Here is a 21,122-nt window from a genome sequence, read left to right as displayed (position 1 = left end):
GGTTACTCCTTGGTGCTGCTGGCGATGCGTTCGGCCAGCATGAGGGTGGTCAGGTTGGTGGGTGCGCTGGGGATGGTGGGGAAGACGGAGGCGTCGACGACGCGGAGGTTTTCGGTGTGGTGGACGTGGCAGTTCTGGTCGACGACGGCCATGGGGTCGGTGGCCGGGCCCATGCGGGCGGAGCCGACGGCGTGCCAGCCGGGGTTCATGATGTTGCGGACGCCGCTGCGCAGGATTTTGTCGTTGGCGACCATGGCGTCGGTCCAGAACTGGGTCTGGTCCAGGCGGCTTCCCAGGCCGTCGGAGCGCAGGACGCGCCATGCTTTGCGGACGCCGTGGGCGAGGCGTTCGATGTCGTCGGTGGCGGTGCCGAGGCCGAGTTCGATGACGGGGCGGCTGTGGGGGCCGGCGTCTTCGAGGAAGACGCGGCCGTGGGAGGCGGGGCGCAGCAGCATGACGGAGATGCCGACGACCATGGGCCAGCCCAGGCGGTCGATGAAGCCGGGGATGGTCTGGCTGTCGACGTTGTTGAGCAGGCCCATCTGGATGTCGGTGTCGTCGTCGAAGCCGCTGGACATGCGGGCGGCGACCTGGCGCCAGGGCAGGCCGGGTGTGCAGACGCCGGGTTTGGGCTGGGACCAGATGACGACGGAGGGGTGGTCGGCGAGGTTTTCGCCGACGCCGGGGAGGTCGGCGACGGGGGTGATGCCCAAGGTGGTGGACAGGGCGGCGCTGCCGATGCCGGAGCGCAGGAGGATGGCGGGGGTGCCGATGGCGCCGGCGCTGAGGGTGACGTTGCGGGCGGCGACGGTGGTGGGGCGGCCGTCGTGGAGCAGTTCGACGCCGACGGCGCGGTGGCCTTCGAACAGGACGCGGGTGACGCGGGTGTGGGTGCGGATCTCCAGGTTGGGCAGGGTGCGGGGGGCGGTGAGGTAGACGGTGGCGGCGTCCACGCGTTCGCCGTGGACGGCGTTGGAGGGGACCGTGCCGACGCCGTTTTCCTGTCCGCTGTTGAGGTCGGGCAGGTCTTCGACGCCCAGGCGGGTGCATTCGGCCCAGAACGCGGCGTCCAGTTCGTGCAGGTGCTCGGGCAGGGGGCGGCGGATGGGCAGCGGGCCGCTGTCGCCGTGGTGGCTGCCGGGGAAGTCGGGGTCGTTCTCGATGGCCTTGTAGAAGGGCAGGACCTGTTCGAAGGACCAGTCGGGGTTGCCGTGTGCCACCCAGGCGTCGAAGTCGCGGGGCAGGCCGCGCATGGCGAGGGCGCCGTTGACGGCGGAGGAGCCGCCGACGACCTTGCCGAGCTGGTAGGGGAAGCGCGACCACAGGGCGCGGGTGCGGCGGGCCTCGGTTTCGGGGCTGTGGTCGGGGGCGCCGGTGCGCAGGAGGTCGGCCAGGCGGGTGCTGGTGCGCAGGTTGGCGCGGTAGTCCCAGTTGTAGCCCTCGAGGATGAGTTTGCTCGCGTCGCGCAGCGGGTTGGCGCCGGGTTCGGTGGGCTGGTCGCTGCCGGCTTCCAGGAGCAGGACGTGTGCTCCGGTGGCGGCGAGGCGGGCGGCGGTGAGGGATCCGGCGGATCCGGCTCCGACGACGACGTGGTCCCAGACGGTGGCGGTCCCGCTCATGCCTGCGCCTCCTTGATCGATTCGATGATCTCGGCGAAGGTCGCGATGGTCGCGTTGGTGAAGAGCCCTTCGAGGACTTCTTGTTCGGCTTCGGGGCTGATGCCGAATTCGGTGCGCAGGTGGCCGATGATGCCGACGGCGTGCAGGGAGTCGCCGCCGACGTCGAAGAAGCCGTCCTCGATGCCGAAGTCGGTGTGGCCCAGGCGCTCGGACCACAGGGCGAGGAGTTTCTCCTCGATGTCGTTGCGGGGCGCGACGCGGTGGTCGGTTTCGGCGCTGTCGTTCCAGGGGGTGGGCAGGGCCTTGTGGTCGATCTTCCCGTTGGGTGTCAGGGGCAGCTGCGTCAGGGGGACGTAGTGGCTGGGCACCATGTAGCTGGGGAGCAGGCCGGTGAGGGCTTCGCGCAGGGCGGCGGGGTCGGTGGCGGGGGTGGGGGGCTGGTCGGTGACGCAGTAGGCGGCGAGCTGGCGCTGGCCGGTGCGGGGGTGGACGGGTGCGGTCACCATGGCCTGGCGGATGCCGGGCTGGCGGATGAGGGCGGCCTCGATCTCGCCGAGTTCGACCCGGTAGCCGTTGATCTTGACCTGGAAGTCCTCGCGGCCCAGGATCTCGATGTCGCCGCCGGGCAGGTAGCGTCCCAGGTCGCCGGTCTTGTAGAGGCGTTCGTGGGTGTCGGGGTGGGTGATGAAGCGTTCCGCGGTGCGGGTGTCGTCGCCCCAGTAGCCCTGGGCGACGCCGGTGCCGCCGATGTGGATTTCGCCGGTGACGCCGATGGGGCACGGCTCCAGCCAGGAGTTGTAGACGTGGAGGGTCTGGTTGGCCAGGGCCTTGCCGTAGGGGATGCTCGACCAGTGCTCGGGGACGTCGTCGATGGGGTAGCACACCGACCAGATGGAGCCTTCGGTGGCGCCGCCGAGGCTGGTGACCTTCATGTCGGGGAAGTGGGCGCGGATCTGGCCGGGCAGGTCGGTGGGGATCCAGTCGCCGCTCAGCAGTGCCAGGCGGGGGCCCGCGGGGTGCGGGGAGGTGGTCTCGTCGAGGGATTCGATCCACATCCGCATGGGTGCGGGGACACTGTTCCAGATGGTGATGTGGTGCCGGTCGACGAGGTCGCTCCAGTGGGCGACGTCGTTGGACTGTTTGGCGGAGGGGACCACGACGGTGCCGCCGGCGCCCAGGACGCCGAAGATGTCGTAGACGGACAGGTCGAAGTTGGCCGGTGCCAGGGCCAGTACGCGGTCCTTGTCGTCGACGCCGAAGCGGCGGTTGATGTCCTGGACGGTGTTGGCGGCGCTGCGGTGGGAGATCATCACGCCCTTGGGCTCGCCGGTGGAGCCCGAGGTGAAGATGACGTAGGCGAGGTCGTCGTAGTCCTGGCGGCTCTCCAGCGGGTCGGGGCTGCACCGGCGGGTGGCGTCCTGCTCGGCGGTGACGACGGCGATGCCGGGGGGCCAGGTGAGGGCTTCGTGCAGTTCCCGGTCGGTGACCACGGCCTGGGCCCGGCAGCGCTCCAGCAGGGTGTGGCGGCGTGCTTCGGGCAGGTCCGGGTCGATGGAGACGTAGGCGGCGCCCGCGTGCAGGACGCTCAGCAGGGCGGTGATCTGTTCGGCGCCGGGCCGCAGGCAGACCGCGATGAGGGTGTTGGGCTCGGCGCCGCAGGCCGCGCGCAGGCGGCGGGCCAGGCGGTGGGCCTCCTCGCTGATCTGGCGGTAGGTGGTCTCGGTGCCGTCGGCGATGACGGCCACCGCGTCGGGCCGGCGGGCGGCGGAGGCGGCGACGAGTTCGTGCAGCCGGGCCGGGGGGAGGTCGGTGGCTGTGGCGTTGGCGCGCCGGCGTTCGTGGGCCTGGCCGGCCGGCAGGGGCACGATCTGGCGGCTGCGGTCCCAGACGGTGTCGTCGTCGGCCAGCTGGTCCAGCAGCACCTGGTAGGCGTCGAACATCGCGTCCAGGGTGCCGTCGGGGAAGAGTCCCGCCACCGCGTTCCAGTTGACGATGAGCTTGCCGTTTTCCTCGAAGAGCTGGTTCTCCAGCCACACCTGGGGGGTCTGGCTGGCGCTGTGGACCAGGTCGCCGAAGGCGCCCAGGGCGTCGCCGTTGGCGTCCTTGGCGTCGGCTTCCAGGGTGCTGGAGAAGACCACGGGCATCGCCACCGCGCGGCCGTCGCCCTGGCGGCGGGTGAGTTCGCGCAGTACGCGGATGCCGCTGAACGCCGAGTGGGCCAGGTCGCTCAGGAGCTGGTGCTGGACGCCGGCGGCGCGCTGAGCGAACGTTTCGTCAGCGCGGCCGGTGGCCGCGAAGAGGCTGGGGGCGAGGAAGTCGCCCATGATCTGGCCGGTCTGCTCGTGCAGCGGCAGCCGGTTGAGGAGGGTGAGCGTCACGGTGAAGTCCTGCCGCTTGGACCAGGTGCGCAGCACCTCGCAGTAGGCGGCGAGCAGCAGCGCCGAGGGCCGCAGGCCCCGCCGGCCCGCCGCGGCGCGCAGCGCGGCCCAGCGCGCGGGGGCAAGGACCCTGCGACGGCGGGTGAAGTCCGGGCGGCCCAGCCGTTCGGGAGCGGTGGCGAGCGGGAGGTCGGGGGCGGGCGGGAGGTCCTCGATACGGGCGAGCCAGTAGTCGGCGGCCTTCGTGGCCACCGGCTCGCTCTCCAGCGCCTGCTCGGCCAGCACGTAGTCGCGGAAGGACAGCTCCAGGGGGGCGGGCGACCAGGCGGGGTCGTCGTAGTGGCGGCGCCACTGGTGGAGCAGGAGGAAGAGGCTGGGGACGTCGACGAAGAGCAGGTCCAGGCTCAGGTGCAGACGGACGCGGTCCTCGTCCAGCAAGGTGGCGCGGATGTCGAACAGGGGCCAGCGGTCGGTCGCCAGCACCTGGTCGGCGAGGTGCCCGCGGATCTCCTCCAGGGCCGCCGCCTGCTCGCCGGCGCTCTTGCCGCGCAGGTTGGTGGTCGCGATGCGGCAGGGCGGGACGTCCTGAAGGACGCGCTGGCTGCCGTCGGAGTCGATCACCGCGCGGAGCATGTCGTGCCGGTCGACGACCTTTTGGAGGGCTGCGGTCAGCCGGTCGATGTCCAGGTCCGGACTGTCGAACTCCAGGTAGTAGTGGCTGGAGACGCCACCCAGTTCCAGGCCCTTGTGACGGCCGATCAGATAGGCGCGCTGGATATCGGTGAGCGCGAACGGCTCGTGACGCAGCTCGGGCTGCGGGGTCAGCGGCGGCAGACCGCGCGGGTGCGGACTGCCCTTGAGGAGAGCGACCAGCTGATCGTGATGCTCGGTGACGGCGGCGGTCAGCTCCGGTGTGAGGGCGCCGTCGGGCGCCTGGACATCGAGGCGCTCCCCGTCGAGACGAAGATTGACACGACGATTCCGCAACTCGGTAAGAAGATCTTCCATCAAGCTTCCGTGCCTCTCTTCAGTGCGTGGCGTGGCGTGGCGTGCCGTTGCGGTCATCGCCGCGGACGTCGTGGACGCCGCACCCGGCAGGGTGGGCTGTGGGCAGCGCTGTGGGCGGGCGGTGGCCCGGTGGGCGGGCGGTGGCGCGGCGGGGCCGGCGCGCGAGGCGGCGCCCGCCCGCCGTGCCGGGCGCCGCGGGCGGGCGGCGGCCCGGGGCATCAGGGGTGCGGCGCAGGGTCCGTACGGACACCCCTGCGGGTGCCCGTACGGGTGCGGGTGCCGGTGTGGTGGGCCGGCCACAGGGCGGGGGCCGCGGCGGCCGCCCGGCGGGTGGGTGGCGTGGGGGCGGCGGGTGCGCGGCCTTCCCGGGGTCGGTGATCGCGCCCGGCGGGCGGGCGGTGCTCGGCTGCTGTCGCCACAGCACTCCACTCCGTTTCCTGGTAGGTCGGCGGGCTCGGCGCGTGGAGACGGGGACCAGGCGCCGGCGCCACCGCGCGGCTCCCCCGCCGGCGTTCACCGCTCACGCGGGGCCCGGGCTGCCCGCGGCCCGGCCGGCGGGCCGGCTTCCTCGCTTCCTCCGAAGGGAAGATATGAGGGCATGTCCACCGCCTCAATACGGTGCCACCGTAGGGCTGACCGAAGGATTCCCGCGGTGCGGGCAGGCGGTGTCACCACGCCGTGCGGACAGCGGGCCGGAGAACAAGCCCGGGGTGGCTGACGGCCCGTCACATGCTGGGATGCCGGGAAGAAAAAGGAGGGCGGGGCGGCCGTCCCGGCATTTTCCCCATCAGGGCGATGACCAGCACACACCGTGAACTCCCGGTGATGTACTAACAGTTGTGCGTGGCTGGGGGAACGCTACCGGTATTGAACCGGGTGAAGTCTGTGTGCATGATTGACTTATGGTAGAGAAGACTCCCCCGCCCGTGTCCGACAAGCGCATACTTGTCGGTGCCACCGGTTCGGTTGCCGTGGCGTCGCTTCCCTCGTATCTCACGGCGATGCGTGAACAACTCGGCGGCACGTATACGGTGTTAATGACGCACACCGCGACCACCTTCCTTCCGCCGCACACCGTGGGCCTTTCCGCCGAACGCGTGGTGAGCGGAGAATCCCCGGCCGACTGGGCGACCGACAAACCTTCCCGTCTTGCGGCGGATCACGACATTCTCGTGGTGCTGCCCGCCACCGCGAACACGCTCGCCATCGCGGCTACGGGCGCCGCACCCAACCGCCTTTCGACGGTGATACTTTCCGCCGATTTCCCGGTCGTTTACTTCCCGGTCATGGGCGCTCACATGTGGAACAAGCCCGCGGTCCAGCGGAATATCGCCCAGATCCGTGCGGACGGGCAGCATGTCGCCGAACCCGTCTGGCACGACAGTTACGACATTCTCTCGCGCACCTACAACAACCACCCGGCGCTGCCCTCCCCGCAGCAGGTCGCCCAGACGGTGGGGGAACTGCTCTCCGCGCAGCGCACCTGACCGGGCTGACCGGCCGGTCCGCGGCGCCCACGGCCCTGCCCCCGGGCGCCGTGGGCACCGTGGGCACCGTGGGCACCGTGGGCACCGCGGGCGACGCGGGCACCGCGGGCGACGCGGGCGATGGCCCGCCGCGGCCACACCGGCCGCCGGCGGCCGGCGGCCGCGCGCCGTGGCCGCGGGCGGCTGGTGTGCCGCGGGGGTGGGCGGCTGGTGTGCCGCGGGGGTGGGCGGCTGGTGTGCCGCGGGGGTGGGCGGCTGGTGTGCCGCGGGGGTGGGCGGCGTCGTGGCGGGTGGCCCGGTGCGCCTATGCGGTGCGGGAGGAGACGGGGCGGGGCGTGTGCGCCGCCGGGCCGCGGTCGTCCGGCCAGACCACGGTCAGGGCGCCTGGCTGTCCCGGCCGGGGGCGCCATTCCCGGGGGTAGCCCAGGGACACCTCCCGAAACGGCACCCCGTCGTGCCAGGTGGCGCGGGGGATGTGCAGATGCCCGTAGACCACGGCCTGTGCCCGGAAGCGGCGGTGCCAGTCGGCGGTGGCGTCGGTGCCGCACCACAGGGCGAACTCGGGATGGCGCAGGACCCTGGTGGGTTCGCGCACCAGGGGATAGTGGCTGACCAGGACGGTGGGCAGGTCGGCGGGGAGAGCGTCCAGCCGTGCTTCGGTGCACTTCAGGCGCGCCCGGCACCAGTCGGCGCGGCTGGCGTAGGGGTCGGGGTGCAGCAGGAACTCGTCGGTGCACACCACCCCTTCGCGGCGGGCCGCGGCCAGGGCCCCTTCCTCGGTGAAGGTCCCCTCCGGGCGGAAGGTGTAGTCGTAGAGCACGAACAGCGGCGCGACGGCGACCGGCCCGTCGGGGCCGTGCCAGATCGGGTACGGGTCCTCGGGCGTGATCACGCCCAGCTTCCGGCAGAGGCTGACCAGATAGGCGTAGCGCAGCGCTCCGCGGTCTTGGACGGGGTCCTCGGGCAGCGTCCACAGATCGTGGTTGCCGGGGGTCCACACGACGGTGGCGAACCGGTCGCGCAGCACCCTCAGCGCCCATTCGATGTCGGACGACAGTTCACCGACATCTCCGGCGATCAGCAGCCAGTCGTCGTCGGAAACGGGCCGCAGCCCCTCGACGACCTCACGGTTCTCACTGTGCCGGACATGCAGATCGCTGATGGCGAGCAACGACACGCGTACCTCCACGGCATGACGAGGGCGGCCGGCGCACAACGCACCGGTCGCCGGTCCTGATTCCGGTCCTGATTCCGGTCCTGATTCCGGTTCCGGTCTCTTCCCGGCCCCGGGCTCTGTCCCGGGCTCTGTGCTGGGTTTCTGTGCTGGGCTGGGGCTGGGCAGGATCCAGGTCCTGGTCCGGGTCTTCGCCCGGGTCTGGCTCTTGGTCCGGGTCTGGGTCCGGGTCCGGGTCCGGGTCCGGGTCCGGGCGGTGTCCGGCGGGCGGCGCGAACGGGCTTCTGCGGAGGGCGGCAAAGCCGCCGCCCTTCCCCCGTGTTGCCGTCTACCTGTGCCGCCGTGTCACCGCTTTCCCGCGTCCCTGCGTCCCCTCATTCCCGCGTCCCCGCGTTCCTACGTTCCCGCGTTCCCGTATTGCTGTTTTCCCGTATTACTGTGACCCCGTATCGCTATTGCCGTGTTCGCGTCTTTTCGTGATGTCGCGGACGCCGGCTCCGCATCCCGCGGGAGGGAACATCGCGCGCCTTTACGGGGACGCGTCGGTGGAGCCGCTCTCTCTGGGCTGCGCGTACGGAGCGCGCTTCCTTCCGGCGGGCGGCGCGGCGCGCCGGTGGCGGAGGGCGTATTCCGGGCCGGACAGCCCGGCGGTGGTGCGTACTCCCCGGTGCGGAAATCCGGGGTGGTTACCCGCCTTCGGCCTTCGGTGATGCGCCGGCCTGCGTAGTGCGGCCGGCGACTCCTACGCTTTCGCGGCTCTCCTTAGCGCCCGTCTCCTTCGCACCTTCCTCCTTCGTACCTTCCCCCTTCTGCCTGTTTCCTTCGGTTCTGCCGGTGGCGGGCTTGGTCGCCGTCGCGGTATTCGGCTGCCGTGACGCGCGAGGTGCGGCGTGGTGGCGGGCGGTGGCAGCAGTTCTCGTCACCGGCGTAATTTCCTTCGAGGTGCGGTGAATTGACGGCCGGTGGGTATTGACGGCCTGCGGTATTGACGGCCGGTGTTTTTGACGGCCGGGTGGTGCGGGTGGCGGGTGTCTCCTTTCCGGTAGGTGCACGGTGCTCCTTCTCGTGCGGGCGCGCGGGCGTACGGGGGTTGTGTGGGCGTACGGGCCGCGGGGTGTGCGGGTGTGCGGGGTGTGCGGGTGGTCAGGCGCTCTGGGGCTGGCGCAGGTAGGAGACGGCCTGGCGTCCGTGCAGGATGACGGGGGCGGGGGTGCTGTCCTGGGCCGGGAAGTATTTGGTGAGTCCGTGGCGGCCGCTGATCCGCAGTTTGCGGTAGGAGTGGGTCAGGTGTGATTCGACGTTGCGCAGGCTGACTTGGAGCAGGCGGGCGATGCTGCGGTTGCTCATGCCGCGGGAGGCGAGTTCGGCGACCTGGCGCTCGGTGGGGGTCAGCAGTGCTTCGGTGGAGTCCTTGCGGGGGTCGGGGCGGCCGCCGGCGCTGCGCAGTGCGCGCTGGACGACTTCGACGAGTCCGTCGGCTCCCAGGGAGACGCCCACTTCGGTGGCGCGGTGCAGCAGTTCGCGGGCGCGGATCGTGTTGCCGCCCTGCTGGTGGGCCTGGCCGGCGACGTGCAGGCAGTGGGCGTAGAGCAGGGGTTCTTGGTGGGCGTCGAGGAGTTCGGCGGCTTTGGTGGAGAGTCGCAGGGCGTCGCTGTGGGAGGTGACCGAGGCCAGTGCCAGCAGGGCGCGGCCCCGGGCGAAGGGGGCGGCCCAGCGCTGGGCGAGTTCGGCTTCCTCGCGGGCGAGGCGGCGGGCGTCGGGGAGGTTGCCGACGCCGGCGTGCAGCATGGCGGTGGTCGAACGCCAGGGGAGGATCGCCGGGTTGGTCACCTTGCGGCGGCGCAGTTCCTTCTCGCAGTGGGCCATCAGGCCGAGGGCCCGCTGGGTTTCGCCGAGGCGTCCCAGGGCGCGTGCCGCGCTGTGCATGAGGTGCAGCTGCCACCAGGTCGGTGCGGTGGCGGGGAAGGGCAGGGCGGTGGCGAGGAGGTCGGCGAGGCCGGCGATCTGGTTTTTCTCCAGGGCCACTTCGATCAGGACGCTGCGGGCGAGGGCGCCGGTGTGGTGCCGGTCGGCGTGGATGCGCTGGAGGAGGGCCAGGGCCTGGCGGGCGTCGTCGCGGGCGTCGTCGAGCAGGCCGCGGTGGAGCTGGATCAGGCTGCGGGTGGCCAGGGCGTCCGCGAGGCGGGTGGGTACCGCGTGGGCGCGGGCGATCTGGACCTCTGCGTCGATGTGCCGGTGCGCGTCGTCGAAGCCGCCGGACCACAGCAGCCCGAGGAGGGCGTGGTACCAGGAGGGCGAGCCGTAGGGGGCGCGGGGGGTGGCCAGGAGGGTGTGGGCGATGCGGGTGACCGCGGTGGCGCAGTCGCCTTGGGCGGTGCGCAGCAGCAGGGCGGTTTCGAGGCGTTCCTCGCCGGTGGGTGCGGGGCAGCCGGCCGGGGCCGGGTCGTCGGGCCGGGGCGTGGAGAGGGTGCAGGTGCCCTCGTGCAGGCGGACGTGGGTGAGCTGGCGGCGCAGCCGTGCGGCGGTGGCCGCATCGCTACATCGGATCTGGTCGTAGGCGTGTTCGAGGACTTGGCGTGCCTGGCGGGGTTCGTCCAGGCGCAGGAGGAGGTCGGCCAGGCGCAGGGATTCCGTGGCGCGTTCGCTGGGGTGCGCGGCGTGGTCGACGCGTGCGGACTGGGCGGGTACGGCGGCGGGCAGGTCCAGGCCCATGAGGGCCTGGACGCGGAGTTTGTCCGCGCGGGGGGCCAGGTGGGCGGGGACGCCGTGTGTGGCGGCTTTGTCGAGCAGTTCCATGGCCGCGGGTGCCTGGTGGGGGACGAGGGCGTCGGCGGCGTCCAGGAGGAGGCGCGGCATCCAGGGTTCGTCCAGTTGTGCGGCGTGCAGGAGGTGGGGGGTGATGTCCTGGGGGGAGCTGCCGCGGTGGTGGAGGGCGCGGGCGGTCAGGCGGTGCAGTTCGGCGCGCTGGGCGTGGGGGATGTCCAGGTAGAGCAGGCGGGCCAGGACGGGGTGGCGGAAGGTGAGGTCGGTGCCGCGCAGGATGCCGGATTCGCTGAGCCGGTCGAGGGATTCGGAGGCTTCCTCGGCGGGCAGGGAGCAGAGTTCGGCGATGAGTTCGGCGCTGACGGCGCTGCCCACGACGCTGGCGGCGCGGGCGACGCGGGCGGCGCGCGGGCCGTGGCCGTCCAGGCGGCCCAGGAAGCACAGGACGCGGTCCTTGACGGCGCGCAGCCGGATGGGGAGTTCGGCCGGGGGGTGCTCGGCCTGGTCGGTGGGGCCGGCTGCCGAGGTGTGCGGTGCGGGGACGGTGCGGATCTGTTCGGTCAGCAGGTAGGGGTTGCCGCCGCTGCCGGCGATGAGGAGGTCCAGGGCGCCGGGGTCCTGGCTGGCGAGTGCGGCGGCCAGGTCCAGGGCCGCGCTCGGGCACAGGTCGTCGATGCGCAGGTGGCGGTCGGGGCGTATGCCTTCCATGAACTCCACCAGCAGGTGCTGGTCGCTGGCCATCTCGCCGCAGCGTTTGCTGGCGAGCAGGACCACGGGGAGGCTGTCCAGGCGCCGGCTGAGGAATCCCAGCCACAGCAGGGACTGCGGGTCCGCGCATTGAATGCAGTCGACCGTCAGCAGGAGCGGGGTCTTTTGTGCTGCCCGGCTCAGGGTCTTGAACAATTCGGTGAGTTGCAGGTAGTCGGGGTGTTCCCGGCCAGCCTGCCCGGGTAATTCTCTGAAGGCTGAATCGGGATGGTGTCCGGCTGTGTCGAGGCAGTCGAGGAGCTGGTGGACGACGCCCATCGGGAAGTGCTGTTCGGTGGAGGTCGCGGTGGCGGTCAGGACCTGCATTCCCCGTTGTCTGGCGGCTTCTTCCGCCCAGCGCAGAAGGGAGGTTTTGCCTGTTCCGATAATGCCTTCCACCAGCGCCGGGGCGCCTGCTCCGGCTGTTGCGGAGTCGAGTAATTCGGTAATGATGCGCGATTCTTCGCTGCGGCCGTACAGTTCCTTGGGCACCGTTCTCGTATCCCCCTGTTCCGATACTGGGTGACAAGGCGTTGTCACCGGTCCGCGCCCCTGGCCGGGCGCGCCTGCGTGCAGGATGGGTGCCGTCGCGGCGGGGCACGCCACCGGCGGCGTGCGCTGCTGCGGTACCCGGCGGGTGATTTCGCGGCCGCCGGACTTCTGCGGGGCCTCGGTCATTTCGAGCGGTGCGGCGCCGGGCGGCGTGCCGTGCGCGACTAGGGGGTCGGACGGCTCCTGCGCGAGAGTCACGTGCTTGAGATCCAATTCGACCCCTAGGCATGGGTGAACGGTGTACACGTACCGCGCAGACGCTAGCACGCCTAACCTGCGCAGCTGAAGGCTTCACATAGACAAGCGGCCGGGCGGAAACACGCCGCATCCGCTGCTCGGCGCAGGGCCCGAAGTGTTGCTTCGGTCGATTCTTCGGGGGCACCGTATTGAGTCCTCCTAATCCCGCATAGGTACGGTCGGCGGCACCTTGCGGTGGTTGCCTGATCGAACGTCGGCCAAAGGGCCGGGATGACGCGGGCAGCACCGTCACGAATGCGCGGACCGGGAGAGGGCCGGCCGGGCGGCCGGGGCTCACCGGCCGCCCGGCCGCACAGCGGCAGCCGGCAGACGGCAGCCGTGCTGTGCCCGTGCCGGGCGGCCCGCCGTTGGCACGGGCACAGCACGGGGACGGCACGGGCACAGCACGGGGACGGCACGGGCACGGCACGGGGACGGCGCCGGGCGAAGGGGCGGCCCCGGCGGCAGGGTGTCGTCGGCGTGTGCGGCGGGCGTCGTCGGCGCTCCAGGGCAGGAACGGCCAGGAAGGGGCGGCAGCACGCGTGGCCGAGATCATCGAGGACGTTTATCCGCTCACGCCCGTCCAGCAGGCGCTGCTGGCGGCGCACGGGCAGCGGCCGCGGGCCGGTGTGGGGGCCGAGCAGGTGCTGGTCTCCTTCACCGGCGCCCTCAACCCGCATGTGTTCGCGCAGGCGTGGCAGTACGTCGCCGACCGGCATCCGGCGCTGCGCACCGCCTTTGGCCGGGGTGCGGACGGCCGGGCGCGTCAGGTGGTCCACCGCGGTGCCCGGTTTCCGCTGGAGGTCCTGGACTGGCGGGCGACCGGTGAGAAGGTGCAGGACGCGCGGCTGCAAGAGCGGCTGGACCGGGAGCGGCCACAGGGATTTGCGCTGGGCCGGGCGCCGTTGATGCGTGCCACGCTCATCCGGCGCGGTGCGCGGCAGTGGACGTTCGCCTGGCGGCTCTCGCACCTGGTCGCGGACGGCCGGTCGTGTGCGGTGGCGCTGGGGGAGTTCGCCGAGTCCTACCGGGCGCTGCTCCAGGGCCGCACGCCGCGCCTGGCGCCGGCGCCCCCCTACCGCGACTACCTCACCTGGTGGGCGGCGCACTGCCCGCGCAAGGACGCCGCCTTCTGGGCCGGTGAGCTCGGCGGTTTCACCGCGCCCGCGCCGCTGTTGTGGGGCGGCGCCCCGGCGCTGCCCGCTCACGGCGCCACCCACGAGGTGGTGACCTGCCCGCTGGAGGGGCCCGGCCGCGGCGCGGCGCAGGTGCTGCGCGCCCACCGCCTCACCCGCGAGACGCTCGTCCTGGGTGCCTGGCTGGTGCTGCTGAGCCGCTACCACGGGCGGGCGGATGTCCTGTGCGGCGCCACGCTCGCGCACCGCCCCGCGCAGCTGCCCGGTGCGCGGGCGGTCCTGGGGCCGATGACCCTCACCCTGCCGGTACGCGAGCGGGTGGAGGGGGCGCGCACGGCGGTGTCCTGGCTGTGCGAGGTCCAGGCCCGGGTGGCGGCCGCCGCCGAACACCCCGGCGTGCCGTGGGCGCAGGTGCACCGGGCGGCGGGCACCGGGCCGCTGCTGGAGAGCGGCGTCTGCTTCCCCGGCGCCCACCTGCCGCAGACCGACCTGGCGGAGGCCGGGCTGACGCAGACCGCGGCGGCCTGCGACACCCACCCCCGCCACCCCCTGACCGTGCTGATCATGCCCGGCGAGGCCCCGGTGGTACGGATCGTCCACGACCGCACGAGAATCTCCCCCGCCGCGGCCACCCGCATCGCCCGCCAGCTGCGCGACGTGTGGTCACACCTCACCAGCCACCCCGAACTCCCCCTGGACCACCTGACATTGAGCGCGCCTCCTGTGTCCGCGCCGCCCCCCGTGGTCCGCGGCGCGGCGCAGACCCTCACCGCCGGCTTCGCGCGCTGGGTGGCCCGCACCCCCCAGGCGACCGCGGTCACCGACGAGCACACCCGCCTGACCTACGCCCGCCTCGACGAACTGGCCATGCGCACCGCGGCCGCACTGCGCGCCCGGGGCGTGGGACCGGGCAGCCGCGTCGCCCTCCTGCTGGAACCCTCGGCCCACCGGATCGCCGCGCTGATCGGCATCCTCAAAACCGGCGCGGCCTACGTCCCCCTGGACCCCGGCCACCCCCCGGCCCACCTCACCACCCTCCTGACCACCGCCCGGACCACCGCCCTGGTGACCACACCCCAAACCCGCCCCCACCTGCCCGCCGCCTGGACCCCGCTCACTCTCCTCCTCGACGAGACCGGCACCCCCCTGCCACACCCATGGACATCGCCTGACACACCGCCTTCCGCATCCCCACCGGGGGCGGAGGACCTGCCGAAGGCGAAGGACCTGCCGAGGCCAGGGGACCTGCCGGGGGCGGAGGGCCTGCCGGGGGCGGGGGAGCTGCCGGGGGCGGGGCCAGGGGATCTGCCGACGGTGGGGGCGGAGCCGGTGGCGGGGGCCGCGACGGTGGCGGCGGCCCCGCCGGGGATTGCGGTGGGGTCGGTGGCGCCTGTGCCGGTGGGGGCAAAGAGGGCCACGGCCATGAGGACGGCGGGTGCCGCGGGTGTGGAAGGCGCCACGGGTGCCGGAGGTACGCAGGATACGCAGGGCGCGGCAGACGCTGCGGGTACGGAAAACGCGGCAGGCGCCGGGGATACGGACGGTGCAACAGACGCCGCGGGTACGGAGGAGGGCACAGCAGGCACCAGGGGTACGCCGGGTGGGAAGGGTCCGGCGGGCGCAGGGAGTACTGCGGGTCCGGAGGGTGCCGCGGGCGTCATGGGGACGGCGGATACCCAGGGCACTGCGGATACCGAGGACGCCGCAGGCATCGCGGGGACCGCCGATACGGCAGGCGACGCAGGTGCAGCAGGTGTGGGGGGTTCGGCAGGCACCGCGGGGACGGAAAGCTCCACGGGAACGGCGGATACGGCGGGTACAGCGGACGCCACAGGTACAGCAAGTTCGGCAGCTACGACGGGCACCACAGGTACGGAGGGTTCGGCGGGCACTGCGGGTACGGCAGGCGCCGGGGGCACGACGGACACCACGCGTACAGCGGATGCAGCGGACACCACGGTTACAGCGGATGCGGCGGATGCGGCGGATGCGGCCTGCGTCCTGTACACGTCGGGCTCCACCGGCCCCGCCAAGGCCGTGGTCCTCACCCATGCCAACGTGCAGAGCATGGTCGCCGCGGCCCGCCGCGAGTTCGGCTTCGGCCCGCAGGAGACCTGGGCCCTCACCCCCTCCCCCGCATTCGGGGCCGGCGTGTGGGAAATCTGGAACGCCCTGACCAACGGCGCCTCACTGACCGTCGTACCGCCCCAGGCGGCACGCACCGCGCACACCCTGCGCCGCTTCACCGCCGCCAGGCACGTCACCGTACTGTCCCTGACCCCGGCGGCCTTCGCCCAACTGGCGCAAGACCTCCCCCAGGACAGGACGGCCCCCCTGCCCGACCTCAGGCACATCTTCCTCGGCGGCGGCCGCCTCGACCCGGCAGCCGTACACCACTGGATCGAGCACCACGGCGACGCCCGGCCCGCCCTGCACCACCTGTACGGGCTGGCCGAAGCCACAGCCGTCTCCACCCACCACCGCATCACCGCAGCAAACACCCCCCGCACCGGCCCCCTGCCCATCGGAAAACCACTGGCGAACCAGACCGTCCGCGTCCTGGACCGCAGGCAACGGCCCGTACCGGCCGGCGTCGCCGGCGAGTTACACCTCGCCGGCCCAGCAATCGCCGCCGGCCACCACCCAAGACACCCACAACCGGCCACCGGCTGCTCCCCGACCCCCGCCTTCCCCCCGGACCTGCCGATATGCCGCACAGGCGACCTGGTACGCCTACGCGACGACGGCGCACTGGAGCTCCTCGGCCGCCTCGACCCACACCCCCATCCCGACACCCCGCACACCGACCCCGACAACACCCCAATCCCCCACCCCCGCACCCCACACGAACACTCCCCCACCAACACCACCGAACACACCACCCACACCACCACCCACGACGCCCTCCACGACACCACCCACAACAACAGCGACGGCACCAGCCGCAGCAGCGGCGGCAGCAGCAACGGCGGCAGCACCGACAGCAACAACAACAGCAACAGCGGTGGCAGCGGGAGCAGTAACAACAGCAAGGGCAACGACAACAGTCACCACAGCGGCAGCGGCCGTGGCCATGGAGACGGCCGCGGAGGCAGCAAAGCCACTAACGCCGACACCGTCCGTGGGGACAGCAACGCCACCGACAACGACAGCGGCCCTAAACGCGGCAACGCCAGCGATGACGACCGCGGCCGTAGAGGCGGCAACACGGGCAACGACGGCAGCACCAAGGACGGCAGCGTCCCGCAGCCCGCCGCGTATCCGACGTCCCGCGCCGGCGAAGCCCCCACCGACCCCCACCACCCCCGGACCACCAACCGGCCTCCCGCACACACACCACCGGCCACCCCGAACCCAGTGCCCCCACCACCCCCACCCCGCAGCACCACACCGCAGCACACCACACCGCCCGGCCTCCCCCCAGCCGGCCGACGGCCCACACCCCCCGACGAAGCACCCGGGAAAGCACCGCGCACACCAACCGAGCAACAAATCACCGCCTACCTGGAACAACTCCTGGAAACCAGGCAGATCGGCCCCCACCAACCGGCAGCCCCCGACCCGCACACCCCGCACACCCCGCACCTGATCATCTGGCCCGAACACCCCCTCGACCCCACCCCCACCCCACGAGAGCCGCACCCCACCCCCACCACCCCGGCGCTCACCCCCGCCACAACACCCCACGAAACCACCTGACATGACCCCCCACACACGCTCTACACCCCACCCGCCACCACCAGCCCTTCACCCCACAGAAAACCAACCACACCACCACCCCAGCCCCAGCCCCAGCCCCAGCCCCAGCAGAACAACACCACCCACAACTCCCCCACACCCCCCACCGCCACAACTCCCCACAGAACTAACCCCGTTCACCCCGCTCACCCAACAACGGCACCACCCACGGCCCCACCCACGGCCCCACCCCGGCCTCCCCGCGGCCTCTCCCCCGAACGCCGCCACCAGCCGCAGCGGGGGCACGCCGTCACCAGCCGTACGGGAGTACCCCGTCGCGGGCCACAGCGGACACAGCGGACCAAGGACCACCCACCCGACGAGGGGACGACCAGCATGTTCTGGCACAGGCACACCACCACACACCTCAGCCACGGCTCAGCAGCGGGCGGCTGCGGGCAGGTGAACAGCTGATGACCGAGACCTCGGTACGACTGTTCTGTCTGCCCTACGCAGGCGCCTCGGCAAGCATCTACCTCCCCTGGAGCCGCCACCTGGGGCGGTCGGTCATCGTGACCCCCGTCGAACTGCCCGGCCGCGGCAGCCGCATACGGGAAAGGCCCCACAGCCGGCTCGAACCGCTGCTGCACGACCTGGTACCCGCCGTGGCACGGATGTGCGACCGGCCCTTCGCGATCTTCGGCCACAGCCTCGGCGCCCTACTGGCCTTCGAAATCGCCGCCAGACTGGAATGGGACCACGACCTCGTGGCCGAACGGCTCTACGTGTCCGGACACGGAGCACCCCACCACCCGCGCCGCGAAACACCCGTCAGCCACCTGCCCGACGACGAGTTCCTCGCCCGGATCCGCGAGCACTACAACACACCCGAAGAAGCCTTCGCCGACCCCCGCCTCACCAAACTGCTCCTGCCGATGATGCGCGCCGACTTCACCCTCGCCGAAACCTACGAACAGGGCCTCGACAACGTCCTGCACTGCCCCATCACCGCGATGGGAGGACTGAACGACCCCGGCGTGAAAGGCCCGGAACTGGCCGGCTGGCGCGAGTACACCCGCCGGTTCTTCAAAGTACGGATGTTCCCCGGCGACCACTTCTTCCTGCGCACCGCACAAAAACAACTGCTCGACGCGTTCACCGAAGACCTCACCCGCCAGTACGCCTCACACCGCCGCTTCCACCCCATATCCGAAAGAACATTCTGACCACCCAAACCCCACCCTCCACACCACAAGAAAACACCCCCACACCAAACACCACACCAAGCACAACACCAGATACCCAGCAAGCACAACAACGAATGCCTACGGATACGACAACAAGCACACAGCCCCACACCCCACCCGCCCACAACGAACAGAACACAACCACCAACGAACCAGCCACACCCACCCGCCCAGCACAAAACCTGCGCACCAACCACCCACACCGTCCCCCCCCAAACCTGCGCACCAGCCCACACAGTGGCCACCACGAACACACCTGGCCACCACACACACGCCAGGCACCCGCACCCCGACCAGCAACCAGCAACCAGCAACCAGCAACCAGCAACCAGGACGACCACCGGCCACCGGCGACCAGCACAGAGACCGGCACCGGCAAAATGACCAGCGGCCGGCACAGAGACCGTCTTCCCTACGACCAGCTGACTTTGTTCACGAGCGGCAGCAGAAGATGCTCAGACCTCCGGGAGGCGCCCGCCGACCGGAAGACTCGATGTCCACGAGAACGGGAGGCACCCGCCGGCGCCCGGCAACGGCGCGGCGGCGGCCACCTCCGCCCATAGCCAGCGCTTTTACCCCAGACCCCGAACGAGCGGTAGACGGCGTCCCACCAGTCACCACCGAGTTGCTGCCCGACGAAGCCGTGTACATCCGGCGCGGGCACTGCCCCCGAACTGCTGTCGAAACGCTGCTCTACGACGCGAACCGAGCCAACCGGCACACAAGCCAGCACCCGGCACCGAAGCCCGGAATGCAGTACGCAGCCAGCGCCCGACACGGACGCCGGCAGGTGTGCCGGACACCGGCTGCGAAAGGACGAGATAGCCGCAGCCGAAACGCGTACGAACGGAACAGCCACAGCCACAGCCAGTACGCGGTACGGGCGGAACAGCCACAACCGGTACGCGATACGGACCGAACGGCCGCCACCGGTACGTGGTACGAACGGGACGGCCACAACCGTCACCGTCACAGCAGCCGACGTGGCCGACGGGGCCACAGCGGCTATGACGTCCGCGGCAGCCGTGGAGCGCCGTAACTCCCGCCCACCCCAGGGATGCTGGACAACGAAGCGGAAGCCGCCCGACGCCAGGCAGAACGGGCGGCCGGCCCCCGACCCGCCACCCCCCTCCCCGCCCTCCCCCACCACACCCCTCCCCGGCCACATCACACCTCAGAGATGCCACAAGACAACACCAGTGGACGCGAGACGAGACGAGACGAGACGGGGCGGGGCGGGGCGAGATGACGGGCGGCCGCCCCTTGGCCGGCGCGCGAGCGGCGGCACCGGGCCGGGGCCGGGTTCGGTGTCAGGGGCGGGCAGTGCGGGCTACGAGGTGATGCGGTCAGGCCGCGGGGCAGGCGCGGGCGGTGTGAACGGTGGTGGCGGCCAGATAGAAAGCGTCGGGACGCCAGAGGATTCCCGTACAGGCATCCCCGTCCACCAGACGCTCCAGCGTGGTGCGGTCCTCGTCGTCGAGACGGTCACCGATCAGGGTGTGCAGCCGGGTCAGATGGGCGTGCAGGTGCTCACGGGCCGGCAGCCCCAGCGGGGCGGGCAGGTCGGTGAGGAAAGTCCGCGTCCCGGTGGGGATGAGCCCGGCCCGCGCGAGCATCGCGGGCCAGTCCTCAACCGTCGGTTCCGAACCGGGCAGCTGATCCCTTATGGCGGTGAAGCGATCCTCCATCGCGGCATCCAGACGGGCCTGGAGGCCAGGACGGCCCATCCCGATATCACGTGGCAGGAAGCGGGGCGCCAGCCCGCGTTCGACGACAGCGAGCATGCCACCGCTCCGCAACGACGCGGCCAGCGCGTCCAGCGCCGCCTGCTGGTCACCGAGGTGATGGACGACATGGCTGGTCCAGATCAGGTCCGCCGGACTGAGCGTGCCGAACTCCTCAGGCAGATCCGCCCGTTGGGTGATCACCCGGCCGCTCAGATGCTGCCTGGCCGCACGCATCCGCGCCCGCTCCAGCAACCCGGCAGTCTGGTCGACGGCGACGGTCTCGGCATGCGGGAAGAAACGAGCGAGCAGACAGGTGGCCACCCCCGGCCCGCTGCCTACATCCAGGACACGGTGGATACGGGTGTGGGCGCCGTCACCGGCGCCCAGCAGATCCCGCAGCCAGCCCGCCGCCTTCTCCAAGAAGGGCGTGTGCAGTTCGGCTTCACGTTCCAGTTGGGCACCCAGGGCATCCCAGTCGATGTCCTCGGTGTGGTGTACGTTCATGGCTTTTCCTGTTCCGGGCAGGAGAGGGGGCGGGCGGGCCAAACAGATGGTGCAGGTGTTACGGGCCCTCAAGAGCGGTCAGCGAAGGTAGGGCGCGAGAGTGCGCTCCAGGACAGGCTTGGGAGCGGCACCCACCCACGACTTCTTCTGAAGACCGTCGGCGATGACAACGAAAGCGGGGATCGAAGACACCCCGTGCTGAATAGCCAGGGCAGGCTCCTCGTCCACGTTGACCTTGACCACATCCAGCACATCAGCGTGCTCAGCGGCAATCTGTTCAACGATCGGCGTGACCATGCGGCACGGCGCACACCACGGGGCCCAGAACTGGATCAGGACAGGAATCTTCGACTCCAGCACCCGGGCAGGAAACGTCTGCTCGGTGATGCTGTCAACGGGAGCTGCGGGCATGACGGGTATCTCCTTGTTCATGACAGTCCAGAATGAGTTCGCAACGGACCAGGCACACAGCCCGGCAAGCGGCAACGGCGTCCACACCCACCGGTCAAGGACCACGAACCCACACCGGCCCACTCCCCGACAACAAACACGCCACCTCCCCACCAACACACCACAACAGCCAAAACCACACCCGCCGCAACAACCACAACCGCCAGGAAAAACAAGAAACACAACACCAAACACCCAACAACCGGACACCCAAAAACCAGCCACCCAAACGCCGACGACCCAAAAACCGCAGACCAACACTCCGAAAACCAGCACTCCGCAGACCAGCACCTCGAAGACCCACACCTCGAGGGCCGGCACTCCGCAGACCCGCACCTCGAAGACTGGCACTTCGAGGACCCGCACCTCGCAGACCGGGACTTCGCAGACCGAAGGGGTGAACACCGGAACCGGG

Annotated in this window: 9 protein-coding genes; 3 read left to right on the top strand and 6 right to left on the bottom strand. The window is 71.2% G+C overall.

Features of this window, described 5'->3' with window-relative positions; all coding sequences use genetic code 11:
* Positions 1 to 2 precede the first annotated feature (2 nt).
* Both ACLJWH_RS28460 and ACLJWH_RS28455 read right to left on the bottom strand, forming a co-directional pair.
* A complete protein-coding gene (locus ACLJWH_RS28460; protein WP_411144635.1) occupies positions 3 to 1,619 on the bottom strand; it encodes a GMC family oxidoreductase in 1,617 nt (538 codons plus the stop codon).
* Entirely contained in the window at positions 1,616 to 5,005 is a 3,390-nt protein-coding gene (locus ACLJWH_RS28455; protein WP_411144634.1) for an amino acid adenylation domain-containing protein, read from the bottom strand. Before ACLJWH_RS28455 ends, ACLJWH_RS28460 begins: the two co-directional genes overlap by 4 nt.
* Before the next feature lie 926 nt (positions 5,006 to 5,931).
* On the opposite strand from ACLJWH_RS28455, the gene ACLJWH_RS28450 reads away from it, so the two are divergent.
* Positions 5,932 to 6,492: a flavoprotein gene (locus tag ACLJWH_RS28450; protein ID WP_411144633.1), complete on the top strand. Its 561-nt coding sequence runs from the start codon at positions 5,932 to 5,934 to the stop codon at positions 6,490 to 6,492.
* 304 nt (positions 6,493 to 6,796) lie between these two features.
* On the opposite strand, the gene ACLJWH_RS28445 is transcribed toward ACLJWH_RS28450, so the two are convergent.
* A complete protein-coding gene (locus tag ACLJWH_RS28445; RefSeq protein ID WP_411144632.1) occupies positions 6,797 to 7,669 on the bottom strand; it encodes a metallophosphoesterase family protein in 873 nt (290 codons plus the stop codon).
* Positions 7,670 to 8,809: 1,140 nt separating this feature from the next.
* Entirely contained in the window at positions 8,810 to 11,668 is a 2,859-nt protein-coding gene (locus ACLJWH_RS28440; protein ID WP_411144631.1) for an AAA family ATPase, read from the bottom strand.
* Between the two features lie 839 nt (positions 11,669 to 12,507).
* Here ACLJWH_RS28440 and ACLJWH_RS28435 point away from each other — a divergent pair.
* The gene (locus ACLJWH_RS28435) at positions 12,508 to 16,800 is read left to right on the top strand and encodes an AMP-binding protein (RefSeq protein WP_411144630.1); all 4,293 of its coding nucleotides are present in this window, start codon (positions 12,508 to 12,510) and stop codon (positions 16,798 to 16,800) included.
* A 452-nt stretch (positions 16,801 to 17,252) separates the two neighbouring features.
* Positions 17,253 to 18,005: a thioesterase II family protein gene (locus ACLJWH_RS28430; protein ID WP_411144629.1), complete on the top strand. Its 753-nt coding sequence runs from the start codon at positions 17,253 to 17,255 to the stop codon at positions 18,003 to 18,005.
* A 1,367-nt stretch (positions 18,006 to 19,372) separates the two neighbouring features.
* Here the strand turns inward: ACLJWH_RS28430 and ACLJWH_RS28425 are convergent.
* Positions 19,373 to 20,257, bottom strand: a complete 885-nt coding sequence (locus ACLJWH_RS28425) for a class I SAM-dependent methyltransferase (protein WP_411144628.1) — start codon at positions 20,255 to 20,257, stop codon at positions 19,373 to 19,375.
* A 78-nt stretch (positions 20,258 to 20,335) separates the two neighbouring features.
* Positions 20,336 to 20,689 (bottom strand): thioredoxin, encoded by a 354-nt coding sequence (gene trxA, locus ACLJWH_RS28420; protein WP_240150608.1) that lies wholly within the window; start codon positions 20,687 to 20,689, stop codon positions 20,336 to 20,338.
* Between the last annotated feature and the right edge of the window lie 433 nt (positions 20,690 to 21,122).

Origin of the sequence: Streptomyces sp. x-80 (genome assembly GCF_046549095.1) — a bacterium.
In the GTDB taxonomy this organism is placed as follows: domain Bacteria; phylum Actinomycetota; class Actinomycetes; order Streptomycetales; family Streptomycetaceae; genus Streptomyces; species Streptomyces celluloflavus.
This window is presented reverse-complemented; position numbering and strand designations above follow the sequence as displayed.